The following is a 14,436-nucleotide window of genomic DNA, read 5'->3' as shown; positions in this document are numbered from 1 at the left end:
AGGAATCAGCTTACATCCAAAGTTCATCATTGAGTTTTTCATAACATGTCTCCGATTTCTTTTTTTATAATTACGCCTTAATTTAAAAGAAAGTCAACATGTTTTTTATAAAATATTAAGATTTTAATGATTTTTAAGTAAAATAAAGTTAAGAATTTAGCTGTTTAAAGTTTTAAAATAGTTTTTTAAAAAGACGGCGACCCCATCTTGATCATTAGATAAGGTTTCTGCATTGGCAATTTTTTTAATTGCTGGAATCGCATTTTCCATTGCAACTCCAACTTCAGCATGTTCTAACATTCCAGCATCATTTTCAGCATCGCCAAATGCCATTAAATTAGAGAAGTCCCAACCAAAATGGTGTAATAGTTTTTCTAATCCGGCCGCTTTATCACTGTTAGTAGGTAAAAATTCTAAAATTCGATCTTGTGATCTCACAATATGGTAGTTTTCTGAAATTGATTTAGGCATGTTTGCAACAACTTCATCTAGGATTTTCGGTGTCGTTGCCATAATTGCCTTTGAATACAATTTATCTGACAAATCATTAAATTTAGTTGGGATAAAATCCATTTTTGCGGCCAACATTTGATGATAAATGGAAGGGTTTAATTCTGACATAGGATAAACTTGTTTAAAATCAAGAATATCTAATGGATATCCCTTTTCTTTAGCATAAGTAAAAAGCGGTTCCAATTGTTTTTTACTCATTCCGGTTCTAGATAATTCAGCCTTATCACGATTGTGAACTACCAAGCCTCCGTTGAAAGTAATGGTATAATCGTCTTCATCATCAAGTCCTAATTGTTCAATAAATTTCCAAATCGCATTAATCGGACGTCCCGTACATAACACGACTTTAATCCCTGCTTGATGTAATTTTTTTAATTTATTTTCATTAACTTTACTAATCGTTTTGTCTGAAGTTAGCAAAGTATTATCTAAGTCTAACGCAATCATTTTAATCATCTTTATTTCTCCATATCAAAAAAACGCCCCAAGGGACGTATTCATTTTTTTATGCTCTAAGTTTTTCTTCTAATTGTTTAAGTTCAGCTTGTCTGATATCACGAGGTAAAAATCTTCTGATTTCTTCTTCATTGTATCCAACTTCAAGACGTTTATCATCAAAGATAATCGGACGCTTGATTAAATCTGGATACTTAACTAGTAAATCAACCAATTGACCTAATGAAAGATCATCTAAATCAAGATGAAGTTTCTTGAAAATATTCGATCTAGTTGAAATAATATCCTCACTACCATTTTCTGTTAGGCGTAAAATGCATTTAACTTCATCAGTATTTAATGGTTTTGAATTAATGTTTCTTTCCTTAAATGAAATTTCGTGATCCTTTAACCAAGTGCGAGCTTTACGGCTTGAAGCACTACTAGGGGCAACATATAAGTTCAACATATTAAAACAACCTCCTCATATTGAAAGACGTGTAAGGTGTTAGATAAATCTTGACTATTTATCTAACACCTTAACTATATCATAACCAAACTTTTCGTCAATAAACTTTACAATACTTAATGAATTATTATCGTTTTTTAGGAATTAGTTAGAGAATGTTAGTAATAAATTTACACAATGGTAGATTAATATTATAATTTATACATTACACAAACCTAATATGGAGGCTGCATATGAAACTAACGATTTTAACTACCAGTGACACACATGGTTACCTTGCTCCAACTAACTATGTTAAGCCAAATGCTAATATGCCATTTGGTTTTGAAAAAGCAGCCTCAACGATTCGAAAAGAACAATTAAAAGCAGAAAATACTCTAATTTTAGATGACGGTGATTTTCTTGAAGGTTCGCCTTTAGCATACTATCAAGCTGAAGTACAAAATAATAGTCAGCCAAGTGCCATTACCGACGCCTTTAATACAGTCGATTATGATTTTGGTACCATTGGTAATCATGAATTTAATTACGGTCAAGCGTATTTACGAAACGCCATTAAAAAAGCAAAACGAAAATTTGTATCTGCCAATATTTTAAACGAAAATGGTGAATCTGCTTTTGGTAAGCCATACGAAATTAAACAATATGGGGACTTAAAAGTCGGAGTAATTGGTTTAACTACTCAATCAGTTGATGCTTGGGAAAATAAAGCAAGTGTCGCCGGTTTGAAATTTACTTCAGCTCTGGAAGCTGCCCAAAAATTCATCCCCGAAATGCGCAAAAAAGCAGATATCGTGGTGGTTTTATATCATGGTGGTTTTGAAAGAGACTTACGAACTGGTAATCCCAACGATAAGATTGATGGTGAAAACGAAGCATACGAAATTATGCAAAAAGTTCCTGGAATTGATGTCATGGCAACTGGTCATCAGCATCGTGCTTTAGCGGGTAAACTTTTCGGGATTCCTTATGTCCAACCCGGACACCGTGGTAACTATGTTGGTAAAATCCAACTAACCATTGAAAAAGAAAATGGCAAATATGTTGTGGCCCACAGTACTCAAAAAATCATTAAGACTGGTGAAGAAAAACCAGATAAAGTAGTTAAAGAAGTCATCCAGCCAGTTGAAAATCAAGTTGAAAAATGGTTAGCCGAACCACTTGCTCGAATTGAAGGTTCAATGCATTATGATGATCCTTTCCAAGTTAGAATTCACGGATCAGCTTTCATTAATTTCATCCAAAAAGTGCAAATGGAGACAATGGGTTGTGATATTTCAGCTACTGCATTGTTCTCTAATGAAGCCCGTGGATTTGAAAACCCAATTACGATGAGGAACATCATTACTAACTACGTTTATCCAAATACCTTAGCATTAGTCGAAATTACTGGTGCTGACTTAAAGGCAGCTTTAGAAAAAACTACAGAATACTTTATGATTAAAAATGATCAAATTATTGTTGATCCTAAATACCATCACCCTAAGATTCGCGATTACAATTATGATATGTACGCTGGAATTGATTACACCATTAAGGTTTCCAATCCTATCGGCCATCGGGTACTTAATCCAACATATCATGGCAAACCAATCACTAACAAAATGAAGTTAAAGGTTGCATTAAACGCATACCGTGCTGTTGGTGGTGGTCATTATCAAATGTATAATGAAGATAAAGTCATTAAATATAACACTGTTACCATGAGTAATTTAATTGCGAGATATCTCAAACAACATCCCAATATTGATGCTGATAAAACTCGTAACTTCAAAGTCATTAAATAAAAAAGGAATTCCAATCATGGAATTCCTTTTTGTTAGCTAACGTGTTGTTTTTTCTTTGGTGCAGGTTTTCCACCAACATATTCAACAGCAGATAATTTTCTAATTGTAGTAACTTTTATTTTACCTGGATAAGTAAGTTCGTTCTCGACTTGTTCGCAAACTTCTTCAGTAATCTTTTGGCTCATTTCATCATCGACTACTTTTGGATTAACGATGATTCGAATTTCACGACCGGCTTGAATTGCGTAACTTTCCTTAACTCCTTCATGAGAGTTAGCAATTCTTTCAAGTCCCTTCAAACGATTGATGTATTCTTCAACCGATTCACTTCGAGCTCCTGGACGTGCTCCCGACATTGAATCCGCTACTTTTACTAAAATAGCAATTAAATTATCAGTTTCGATGTCTCCATGAGATGAAGCAATTGAATTAACGACAATTGGATCTTCACCATACGCTTCGGCAATCTTAACACCCAATTCAACGTGAGTTCCGTTAACTTCGCGGTCAATTGCTTTTCCAATATCATGAAACATTCCTGCCCGCTTAGCTAAGCGTACATTTATCCCGAGCTCAGCCGCCATAATGCCACATAATTCAGCAACTTCTACCGAATGTTGTAAGACATTTTGACCATAACTAGTCCGATACTTTAAGCGGCCTAAAATCTTCATCATGTCAGGATGAACCCAACCAAGATGAAGTTTAGCACAAGTTTCTTCACCAAAGACACGAAGATTATCCATCACATGACGTTCAGCTTCTGCAATCATATTTTCAATTACCCCACTATTCAAAGAACGGGCTGTAATTAATTCATTGATGGCATTACGCGCAATTTCGCGACGGATTGGATCGTTAGTACTAATAATCAAAATTTCTTCATGTTCAGGATGGAAAATCAAATCCACTCCGGTCAATGATTCAATTAAACGTAAACGTTGTTCATCATGACCGGTAATTTTATTTCTAATTCCAGCATTTGGAATCACAATATTACGTTCAATATGCTCACGCGGAACATCTTGCACCCCACTTTGGATTGATTCCATCATTAAATTACGCGCTTCTTTAGCGGCATTTAAAACCATATCATCATGATTTTCCCGAACTGTAACTTCATAGTCACGATTCAAAGTGGTTTCAGTATTCGTTAAAATTACTTGTTTAGCCTGTTCAGGGGTTAACTTACTTTTTTCATAAATTGTATCTTCACGAACCTGTTTTAAATCACGAGCCTTTTGTTTTGTTTCAGCAACTTGTTGTTTCATATTATTATTTTCGGCTTGATGATTTTCCAACAATTGTTGACTTTTATTTAATCGAGCTTCTGAACCTTCTAAGCTTTTTTCCCGAAAATCAAGACGATGGCTACGAGCTTCATTTTCTGTTTTTTGTTCTTCAATTTCTAATTCTTCGTCATTTTGTAATTGTTGTAATTCTTCTGCATTAGTTGCGTTAATTTCAGCAACAGCAGTTTTGATTTGATTCTGATTATTTTTTTCAATTTCTTCCGCCTGTTTTTCAGCTACAGAAAGACGTAATTTAAGTTGCTTATTTTGCAAAACATAACCAACCACGCCACTCAGTACCATACAAACAATGGCAACTAAAAGGACTTGCATTGAGCTTTCCCTCTCTCTATTTTTAAATTTTAAAATTCGATTTTTCTATTTATCTTAATCATACCATTTAACTTGTCATTTTTAAACGAACCAGTCATTCTCTTTTGACAATAAATTAGGTTATAATAAAGATAAATGAATTTACACATTAAGGAGCTTAGGTATGTTTCCAGAAAGATTAAAAGCCTTGCGGAGTGGTCGTCACATCACCTTAGCAGAACTGGCTGATGAACTAAACAAAATGTTTGCTACTGATGAAGCTCACGAAAATACTGCTTCTCAAATTGGAAATTGGGAACGTGGTATTCGAAATCCATCCTATATCGAAGTTCGCAAACTCGCTACATATTTTAATGTTTCCATGGATTATATTAGTGGACGCGTTGACAGTGAAAATATTGATATTTCAAAACTATTTATTTCTGGAACTGATTTATATTTTAATGAACAACCCATTAGTGGATCTGATCGATATGAAATCTATCAATTAATTGATGGGTACCTTCATGGTAAAAAAGAACGGAAAGCAACTGACCATGATCATCAAGAAGAATTAGACCTTGGTTATTAAGGAGCTAAGCTGATGAATCGCAAAAAATTACTTAAAAAAATGAAGAAAAATAAGCAAATTAAGCCAGCCGTTCCCGCTTATATCCAAAGTTTAAATCAATTTAGAGATGAATTTAACGACTATCCTGAGATTAATTTCCTACTTAATCATGCTCTTATGGCGGACCATCTCTTATCATTAAAACAATTACCCCAAGATTTACCAAACTTACAGTTACCTGATGACATTCAAGATCAAATCTACCAAAAAATTAACCAAAAGTATGATTTTGGAAATCCCGAAGGTGATGCAGAGTGGGATAAGCTATCGAATGACCTTCCCAAGCTAGATCAACAGCTTCGTGGTTTTCGGGATTATTTAGAAGAACAATACGGTATGTGGGCTTATATTTCTTCTTCTTTCACTAATCAGTTAGCTAAATTTTTAGATGGTAAGCCCACATTAGAAATCATGGCCGGAAATGGTTATATTTCTAAAGGCCTAAAAGACCATCGTGCTAACATTATCACTACTGATAGTTTGGAATGGCAAAAAGAAAACGAAACTGGCAAACACCAATTAGTTCCGATTGAAAAGCTTTCAGCATTAGATGCCTATCATAAGTACAAAGATCAAGTTGATTACATCATTATGTGTTGGTCACCAGATGGCGTACCAATTGATAATGAATTATTAGAAGCCATTCGTAAAGATGGTAACCCAGTTCAACTAATTGTGATTGGTGAAAAAAACGGTGCTACTAACTCCAAAACATTTTGGCAAAATGCTGAATTTGTAAAAAATACTGGGATCGATACTTTAAACCAATACTACCCTCACTTTGATCTAATTCATGATCAAGTTTATCTAGTTAAATAGGAGAAATTATGCTCAACGAACAAGTAAATTTATTACCTCTCAGTAAAGATACAGAAGATGAAAATTTAGTCCGTAACCTTTTTTTACAACCTTCAACTTTACGTTATTGGTTCCGTCCCCCTTTTGCTAATGAAGACGAACTAACTCAATTTATTGATACTCACATCAAAGCTGATGATGTCGTTAGTATGACCATCAACGTTACTGAATCAGGAATGGCTGAACGCCAAATTAAAGTTGGTTTAGTTGAAGTGATTGATATTGATCAAATTGCGCGTGTTGGTGAAATTAAAATCACGATGTTAGATAAACAACAAGGTCACGGTTATGCGCAAATTGCTTTTCAACAAATGATTGACCACATGTTCCAGATTTATAACATGCACAAATTATACTTATATGTCGATGTGGAAAATGCTGCTGCCGTGCATATCTATAAAAAGCTAGGCTTTGAAACCGAAGGAACCATTAAAGACCAATTTTATGCCATGGGAGGTTACCATGATGCTTATTACATGGGCCTTACTCGAACTAATTACGATAAATAATTTAAACCAAAAAAAAGAGGACTGACATAAATGTCAATCCTCTTTTTTCGTAGGCATTTGAATAAATTCAAACGGATTAGGGACGTTCACATCGTCTATCTAATCAAACCATCCGCAATTCGGCGGAAAACATGGTTCCTAGCAAAAAAAATAAGCTATGCTTATTTCGGCTCTTCGCATATAAATAGTATACCACAGCTATCCTAAAATAGCTAATCTGCAGTATCTTCTGATTTTTCATCGGCTGCTTCTGCTTCATGGGCTTCAATTTGATCCAGCTGGAGCTTGGTCCAATCGACAAATTGAGTGACCATGTCCGGCAAATTTTTCACAAATTCATCAGAAAGTGCTAACTCGTCAATTCGCATTTTAGATTTATTAATGAATGGTGAAGCGATAATCATATAGACGTTAACTGGTACGACTCCATCACCCACCATAATTTTATTAATATTCTTGGCGTATTCTAACGGCAAGTTAATGATCGACATTTGAAGCTTAATCGTAATATCACTTTTAGGCAAAAATAATTCTGCACTACTGATTTTATCAGAATTAATCCCTGCTTCGATAAAATCACACATGGGTTGTAAGACTTGAGCTGGCTTCTTTTTTAAATCTGCTAACGTAGTTTCAAAGTTTTTAATGGCATATTCAGTTGCTGATGCTTCTGCAATGAAATCTGCTTCTTCAATTTTCATTTTTTCACCTATCTATTTTCTATATTTCATGTAACGTTCTGTTCGTGCTTTAGTGGTGGCTTTTCGAAATTTCCAAGCCAACATAAACCAATAAACGTTGATTAATAAAGCAATTATAACGACCACCATAACGGCAATTTTACTAAGCACATGAGCATGACTTAACATGGTAACTTGATAAGCTGCACTAAAGTAACCCACGGTGTAAATCAATTGGATCAGCGCTAAGAAATAAAAACCAACTCTTAAACGAAAGACCGTCAATAATAACGGAATTCCAAAAAGTCCAATGGCCATTAAATTGGTTCGCATTAAGTCACTGGATTGCATGCCAATGGCTGGTAAATGCATGATGTAGTTCAACACTAAAAACATTAGTAAAGAAATCAATGACCACACTATCATTTTAATTGTTTGCATAAATATTCATCCTCTAAGTTTAGTAGAGCGAAATTTTGTTGCTGATACCAATCTCAATGCAAAAAAATCACTTCAAATTAAAAGAGAACTCACAAGAGTTCTCTTTTTTGCTTATTAAACTTAATTTTGTACCGCTTTAATTGCTGCACCCATCCGTTTAACTCCCTCAACGATTTGTTCATCGTTCATGTTGGAGAAGTTCATCCGGAACGTTCCTGGTTGTTCTTCATTAGCGAAGAAAGCAGATCCAGGGACAAAGGCTACATCATGTTTGATACATTCATCAAATAATTGTTTAGTATCAACACCTGGAACTTCGACCCAGATAAACATTCCCCCTTGTGGAATACTGTGATGCACGTTTTTAGGGAATTGTTTGTCAATTTCTTGCAACATTAAAGTAGCCCGGTGTTCGTAAACATCAGTAATTTTCTTAATATGTTCCGTTACATCAACATCTTGTAAGAATTGCGCAACAACGTATTGTGCTAAATTATCGGCGTGTAAATCAGCATTTTGTTCTAATAAAGCAAACTTAGCCATAAAATCTTGACTAGCAACTATCCAACCTAAACGCATTCCTGGAGCTAGAATTTTAGAAAAAGAACTTAAATAAATTACCCGTCCCTCTGTATCGAAATGTTTCAATGAAGGTAAAAATTTGCCAGCATATCTAATTGCACCATAAGGATCATCTTCTAAGACAGGAAGATCAGCTTCATTAGCAATTTTAATTAATTCTTTACGTCTCTCAATCGCCATCGTTCTCCCAGTTGGGTTTTGGAAGTTAGGAATAGTGTAAATGAATTTAGCTTCGGGATATTTCTTTACAGTTTCTGCTAAGGCATCAGTCTTAATTCCGTCTTCATCCATTGGAACTCCGACCATTTCAGCACCGTAAGATTTAAAAACATCAATCGCTGCTAGATAAGTTGGGTCTTCTGTAATGACCACGTCACCAGGATTAATCAACATTCGTGCTACTAAATCAATGGCTTGTTGTGATCCAGTAGTAACCGCAATGTTATCAACTGACGTTTCAACAGCACGTTCTTTCATCATTTTCACAATTTCTTTACGTAGTCCAAGATAGCCAAGGGTGCTAGCGTATTGCAAAACTTCCTGACCATATAAGTCAAAAACCTTATCCGAAGCAGCTTTCATTTGTTCAACTGGAAAAAGTTCTGCAGCTGGCAAACCACCTGCAAATGAAATTACTTTGGGATCTGAAGCAGCCTTTAAAATATCAGCAGTGGCATTTTCATTACTTTTTGGTACGCTGTTTGAATATTTGAATGTCATAATATTTTCTCCTACACATCAATTAAATTAAAAAGCTCATCAACGATTGCTTGTTTAATGGGCTTTTCAGAATTTATCAAAGAAATTCTGACTAACCACACAGTTAAGCAACCATAGAATTGTCAACATAACTAGCTGAATTTTTAGTTACATTATCTGAGCTTCTTCCCTTTTAGTTGTTATCATTTGATCATTTTAAAGTAAAAGTGTCAACAAAAAACTTAAAATATGATTTTTTTTGAACTTATAATTCGTATTTAGTTTACAAATTAAAAGTGCTCCTACTTCAAAGGAAAATTCTTATAGATTAACTGGAAAAATGTTATACTATAGGAAATAGAAATTACGAGGTGATCGAAATGGCAAAAAACTATGAACGTATTTTAGCTCCAGTTGATGGCGGAGAAGATACGATGCCCGTATTAGATAGAGCAATTGAACTTGCAAAACAAAATGGTAGTCATTTGGATATTTTAAACGTTATTCAAGTAACCCAGTTTAACCGTAATTACGGTAATGCAGTTTCAGCTGACACCGTTTATAAACTAACTGATCAAACTAAAGAAATTCTCGAAACTTTAAAGCAAACTGCTATTAAACAAGGTTTAAGCGATGTTTCAATTCACATGCGTTTTGGTAACCCAAAGAAAATTATTGCTCAAGAATTTCCTAATGATCATAACGATGATTTAATCGTAATTGGCGCTACTGGACTTACAGCTGTTGAAAGATTAGTAGTAGGTTCTGTTACTAACTATGTCGTTAGAGTTGCAAAACCCGATGTTTTAATCGTTAAATAATTAATTATTAAAAAGGCCCATCATCCGATGGACCTTTTTCTTTGGAGAAAATTATGTCAGTTTATCATTATCAGTTAAAGGTTCCAAATAGCTTCGATAATCAATCTGTAAGAGCATATTTAAGCGATTACTTATTACTACCTAAACATCTGATTTTTTCGCTTAGAACGCATTTCCGCGTTAAAGTTAATCAAAAATATTTACCAATGAATTTTAAAATTCATGCTGGTGATCAAATTGATTTAACTTTTACAGCTGAAGACTTCACTGCTCCACACCAACCGTTGATTGTTGATCAATCTAAGCCATTAAAGGTCCTTTGGGAAAACGAAGATTTCATGATTGTGAATAAAGATCGAGGAGATAAGACGCATGCTAACCAGCCAGACGAAAGTCATGCAACCTTAAACTATGCAGCTGGCTATCTCGATCCCCAACAACCTTACATTGTTCATCGATTAGATCAACAAACCAGTGGTACATTAATCATTGCGAAAAATCTAGTTGTTGTTCCTATATTAACTCGATTAATTAGAGAAAAAGCAGTTAAACGAACTTATTTAACTTGGGTTCGAGGACATTTCAAACAATTATCGGGTACTATTAATTTACCAATTGGTCGTGATTTGACGGACCAACGCAAGCGTAAAATTAATGGTGAGGATGCTAAACGGGCTATCACGCATTATCAAGTCGTTAAAGAAGTAGCAGGTAATTCATTGTTAAAGGTTCAATTAGAAACTGGCCGAACACATCAAATTCGCGTTCACTTAGCTAGTTTAAATCACCCAATTATCAATGATCCCCTTTACGATGTGAAAGCTAATTTACAAAAGCCAATGTTATTGCATTCATGGAAAGTGGAAATGAAGACTCCGTTTTATCACAATTCATTAGATGTTACTGCCCCACTTCCATCAGAAATGAAAATTTAACCACAAAAAAAGAGAACTCGAACGAGTTCTCTTTTTATTTTTAACAACTAATTAAATTATTTGTTAAGTGGTTCCCATTTCCAGTTAGTAACTTCTGGTAAATCAGTACCTTCAGTTCTAATGTAGTGGTTGTGCTTGTCAATCATATCGTTCATTTCTTGAATGAAGTCCATGTTGCTTTCAGCTAAACCAGGGATGTCTTTAACGATATCTTTAGCCAAATCGAAACGATCAAGTTGGTTAAGAACACGCATATCAAATGGTGTAGTAATATCACCATTTTCACGGTAACCGTGGACATCAACATTCTTGTTGTCACGATCGAAGAAGATAGTTCTGATGATATCTTCGAAACCGTGGAATGCAAACAAGATTGGAGTATCAGTTGTGAACAAGTTGTTAAAGTCTTCGTCAGTTAAACCACGAGGGTCGAACTTAGGATTACGTAATCTCAACAAGTCAACAACGTTAATGAAACGAATCTTCATTTCTGGGAAACGTTTGTGTAAGATTGATACAGCAGCTAATGCTTCAAGTGTTGGTTCAACACCAGCAGTAGCAATAACGATATCAGGTTTTGCACCTTGGTCTGTAGAAGCCCATTCAACGTAACCTAAACCATTTTTAACAAGGTTTGAAGCTTCGTCAATATTGAACCATTGTGGACGAGGGTGTTTTGAAGTAGTAATCAAATTAATCTTTTCGTAATCTGAGAAAGCTACATCTGAAACAGCTAATAATGTGTTAGCATCAGCTGGGAAGTATTCACGAATGAATTCTGGTTTCTTTTCAGCAAGATGGTTGATAAGACCTGGATCTTGGTGAGTGTAGCCATTGTGATCTTGTTGGAATACAGTTGAACAATCAATAAAGTTCAATGAAGGATATTGGTTTCTCCATTCCATTTCAGCAGCTTTTCTTAACCACTTGAAGTGTTGTGTAAGCATTGAATCCACTACACGACCGAATGCTTCATAAGTAGCAAAGAAACCGTGACGACCAGTTAATACGTAACCTTCTAACCAACCTTCATCATCATGTTCTGATAATTGTGAGTCAATAACACGACCATAGTGAGCCATGTGTGCATCATAAGGATCATCGATTGTACGTTCCCATTGACGGTTAGTAGTTTCGAAGATATCCCAGATTCTGTTTGACCATGTTTCATCAGGACCAAAGGCACGGAAGTTAGTAGGGTTTTTCTTCATAGTATCACGAACCCATGCTGACCATACAACCATGTCCATTGCTTCCATTTGACCTGGAGTTTCAATGTTTAAAGCATAATCACGGTAATCAGGTAAGTCTAATGGTTTAGGATTGATTCCACCATTAGTAATTGGGTTAACTGACATACGTTTGTCACCCTTAGGAGCTAATTCCTTAAGGTAATCTTTAAGGCTACCATCTTCGTTAAATGAATCTTCTGGCTTGTAGCTTTCCATCCATTTAACAAATTCATCAACAGTACCCATATCATCAGCTGATAGAGGTAGTGGAACTTGGTGAGCACGGAATGAACCTTCGATAGGAAGACCTTCAGCGTTGTATTCTGGACCAGTCCAACCTTTTGGTGAACGGAAGATAATCATTGGCCATTGTGGACGAGTAGCAGTTTCAGCAGTTTCGTTTTCACGAGCATTCTTTTGAATTGCTAAGATGTCTTCAATAGCTGAATCCATAGCTTTTGCTAAGTTAACGTTTGCTTCGTCAACGTCAGTACCATGAGGTTCGTTAGTTTCAACAAAGTAAGGTTTCCAACCTAAACCTTCGAAGTACTTACGTAAGTCTTCGTCAGAAGTACGGTTGAAAATAGTTGGGTTAGCAATCTTGAAACCATTTAAGTTAATGATTGGAAGTGCAGCACCATCTGTAACAGGGTTAATGAATGAGCTTGAGAACCATGATCCAGCTAAAGGACCAGTTTCAGCTTCACCATCACCAATTTCAACGGCAGCAATAACGTCAGGGTTATCTAAGATAGCACCAACACCGTGAGAAAGTGAGTAACCTAATTCTCCACCTTCATGAATTGAACCTGGTGTTTCAGGAGCAGCATGAGATGCAATACCACCTGGGAATGAGAATTGTTTGAATAATTTAGCCATTCCTGCTTCATCAGCAGTAATTTCTGGGTAAATGTCTGAATAGCTTCCATCCATGTATGAATTAGAAACCATTACTTGACCACCATGACCTGAACCTTCGATATAGAACATGTTTAAGTCATACTTGTTAATTACACGGTTTAAATGTGTGTAAATAAAGTTTTGTGATGCAATTGTACCCCAATGTCCGATTGGTTTAACCTTTACATCTTCAGAAGTCAAAGGCTTCTTCAATAAAGGATTGGCACGCAAGAACAATTGACCAACTGAAAGATAGTTGGCAGTGTTCCAGTATTGCTTCATTTTGTCAAAGTATTCTTTTGAATTGTAATCTACTGACATGCAATAACACTCCTTTTAATAATCATCAACCAAATGATTGATTTTAAAATATGATTAAGTTAAAAATCTAACTCAGCTACACAATCTATATTAACAACATTTCACAAAAAGTCAAACTTTTTGAAATTGGTACGTATCAATTTCAAATGTGATGTTGCAAGCGTTGTATCCGCTTTCCTAGAAAGCTAATCTGAGAGATTAACAAACGTATTGTAACTAAAATATTTGTAGTGAATTCGCATTGTAGAAACTTCAAAAGGTGTCCCATCATCTAGGAAAAAGACTCCTTCCATAATGCCAACTGGTTCTGTCGGTTTTAAGTCTAAAAGGGCTTGATCATTTTTATTTGAAGGTTGAGTTTCAATTGACATAAAAGATTTGGTCCCCGTATGATGTAATTCTTTGGCAAAATAATCGAACAAAGAATGACTCACAATTTCTTTTGTTAATGCCGGAGCAATCTTAATTGGAATATAACTATTTTCAATAATAATTCCTTGATCATTTAATAAACGAAGTCGTTTAATTTCGTATACAAACTCTTCAGATTGTAAAAATAAATTTTCTTTAACTTCTTTTGAAGCTGGAATCACCTTAAAATCAAGTACTTTAATGGTTGGATTATACCCTTCCTTTTTCAAGTTATTGGTAATCCCTAAGTTTGAGCCCTCATAGCGAAAAATAGATTTATTTTTTAAATACAATGGATTAACAAAAGTTCCCGATCCGCGCTTTTTAAAAATCACGCCCTCTTCGGCTAAAATTCCCAAAGCACGTTTAATTGAACTTCGACTAACTCCTAATTCTTCACTTAACGTTCGTTCATCAGGTAAACGATTATTTTCAAAATCATTAGCCCGAATTCGATCTTTCAAATTTTGCATTACTTTTTTATAAACTAAATCAGCCACTGAACAACTACCTCGTTCTTTATTAATATCTAAAGTATAGCAGAATCAAAAAAAGGATTCCTGATATGAACCCCATAAGTTAGATTCTTGTCCAACTTATGGGGTTCA

Annotated in this window: 14 protein-coding genes; 6 read left to right on the top strand and 8 right to left on the bottom strand. The window is 35.1% G+C overall.

Going from position 1 to position 14,436, the window contains the following annotated elements; genetic code table 11:
• Nucleotides 1-156: 156 nt before the first annotated feature.
• Nucleotides 157-969, bottom strand: coding sequence for a Cof-type HAD-IIB family hydrolase (locus FD36_RS05490; RefSeq protein WP_056958625.1), 813 nt, complete (start codon nucleotides 967-969; stop codon nucleotides 157-159).
• Nucleotides 970-1,018: 49 nt separating this feature from the next.
• On the bottom strand, nucleotides 1,019-1,417 hold the full coding sequence (spx, locus tag FD36_RS05485; RefSeq protein WP_056958622.1) for a transcriptional regulator Spx: 399 nt from the start codon (nucleotides 1,415-1,417) through the stop codon (nucleotides 1,019-1,021).
• Between the two features lie 233 nt (nucleotides 1,418-1,650).
• On the opposite strand from spx, the gene FD36_RS05480 reads away from it, so the two are divergent.
• Nucleotides 1,651-3,204 (top strand): bifunctional metallophosphatase/5'-nucleotidase, encoded by a 1,554-nt coding sequence (locus FD36_RS05480; protein ID WP_056958620.1) that lies wholly within the window; start codon nucleotides 1,651-1,653, stop codon nucleotides 3,202-3,204.
• A 32-nt stretch (nucleotides 3,205-3,236) separates the two neighbouring features.
• Here the strand turns inward: FD36_RS05480 and rny are convergent, their stop codons facing one another.
• Nucleotides 3,237-4,829 (bottom strand): ribonuclease Y, encoded by a 1,593-nt coding sequence (gene rny, locus FD36_RS05475; protein ID WP_056958618.1) that lies wholly within the window; start codon nucleotides 4,827-4,829, stop codon nucleotides 3,237-3,239.
• A gap of 163 nt (nucleotides 4,830-4,992) precedes the next feature.
• Between rny and FD36_RS05470 the strand changes: the two genes are divergently transcribed.
• From FD36_RS05470 to FD36_RS05460, 3 genes are read left to right on the top strand one after another with little or no spacing between them, the layout of a single operon-like run.
• The gene (locus FD36_RS05470; RefSeq protein WP_014081560.1) at nucleotides 4,993-5,400 is read left to right on the top strand and encodes a helix-turn-helix domain-containing protein; all 408 of its coding nucleotides are present in this window, start codon (nucleotides 4,993-4,995) and stop codon (nucleotides 5,398-5,400) included.
• Nucleotides 5,401-5,412: 12 nt separating this feature from the next.
• A complete protein-coding gene (locus FD36_RS05465; protein ID WP_056958616.1) occupies nucleotides 5,413-6,258 on the top strand; it encodes a hypothetical protein in 846 nt (281 codons plus the stop codon).
• 8 nt (nucleotides 6,259-6,266) lie between these two features.
• Nucleotides 6,267-6,806 (top strand): GNAT family N-acetyltransferase, encoded by a 540-nt coding sequence (locus tag FD36_RS05460; protein WP_056958614.1) that lies wholly within the window; start codon nucleotides 6,267-6,269, stop codon nucleotides 6,804-6,806.
• Nucleotides 6,807-7,018: 212 nt separating this feature from the next.
• On the opposite strand, the gene FD36_RS05455 is transcribed toward FD36_RS05460, so the two are convergent.
• The 3 genes from FD36_RS05455 to FD36_RS05445 all read right to left on the bottom strand — a co-directional run bounded on the left by FD36_RS05455 (nucleotide 7,019) and on the right by FD36_RS05445 (nucleotide 9,229).
• Nucleotides 7,019-7,507 carry a hypothetical protein gene (locus tag FD36_RS05455; protein WP_056958612.1) on the bottom strand — a complete coding sequence of 163 codons (489 nt, stop codon included), beginning with the start codon at nucleotides 7,505-7,507 and terminating at the stop codon, nucleotides 7,019-7,021.
• A 12-nt stretch (nucleotides 7,508-7,519) separates the two neighbouring features.
• Nucleotides 7,520-7,927: a hypothetical protein gene (locus FD36_RS05450; protein ID WP_056958610.1), complete on the bottom strand. Its 408-nt coding sequence runs from the start codon at nucleotides 7,925-7,927 to the stop codon at nucleotides 7,520-7,522.
• A gap of 120 nt (nucleotides 7,928-8,047) precedes the next feature.
• Entirely contained in the window at nucleotides 8,048-9,229 is a 1,182-nt protein-coding gene (locus tag FD36_RS05445) for an aminotransferase-like domain-containing protein (protein WP_056958607.1), read from the bottom strand.
• Nucleotides 9,230-9,588: 359 nt separating this feature from the next.
• On the opposite strand from FD36_RS05445, the gene FD36_RS05440 reads away from it, so the two are divergent.
• Together FD36_RS05440 and FD36_RS05435 are read left to right on the top strand one after the other, a co-directional pair.
• Nucleotides 9,589-10,029, top strand: a complete 441-nt coding sequence (locus FD36_RS05440) for a universal stress protein (protein ID WP_056958605.1) — start codon at nucleotides 9,589-9,591, stop codon at nucleotides 10,027-10,029.
• A 53-nt stretch (nucleotides 10,030-10,082) separates the two neighbouring features.
• Nucleotides 10,083-10,964: an RluA family pseudouridine synthase gene (locus FD36_RS05435; RefSeq protein ID WP_056958603.1), complete on the top strand. Its 882-nt coding sequence runs from the start codon at nucleotides 10,083-10,085 to the stop codon at nucleotides 10,962-10,964.
• Nucleotides 10,965-11,020: 56 nt separating this feature from the next.
• On the opposite strand, the gene FD36_RS05430 is transcribed toward FD36_RS05435, so the two are convergent.
• Nucleotides 11,021-13,417, bottom strand: coding sequence for a phosphoketolase family protein (locus FD36_RS05430; RefSeq protein WP_056958601.1), 2,397 nt, complete (start codon nucleotides 13,415-13,417; stop codon nucleotides 11,021-11,023).
• Between the two features lie 185 nt (nucleotides 13,418-13,602).
• Nucleotides 13,603-14,328 (bottom strand): GntR family transcriptional regulator, encoded by a 726-nt coding sequence (locus FD36_RS05425; protein WP_056958600.1) that lies wholly within the window; start codon nucleotides 14,326-14,328, stop codon nucleotides 13,603-13,605.
• Nucleotides 14,329-14,436 lie beyond the last annotated feature (108 nt).

This window comes from Fructilactobacillus sanfranciscensis DSM 20451 (genome assembly GCF_001436035.1).
Lineage (GTDB): Bacteria > Bacillota > Bacilli > Lactobacillales > Lactobacillaceae > Fructilactobacillus > Fructilactobacillus sanfranciscensis.
The sequence above is the reverse complement of the archived record's forward strand: the minus strand, read 5'-3'. Positions and strand labels throughout refer to the sequence as shown.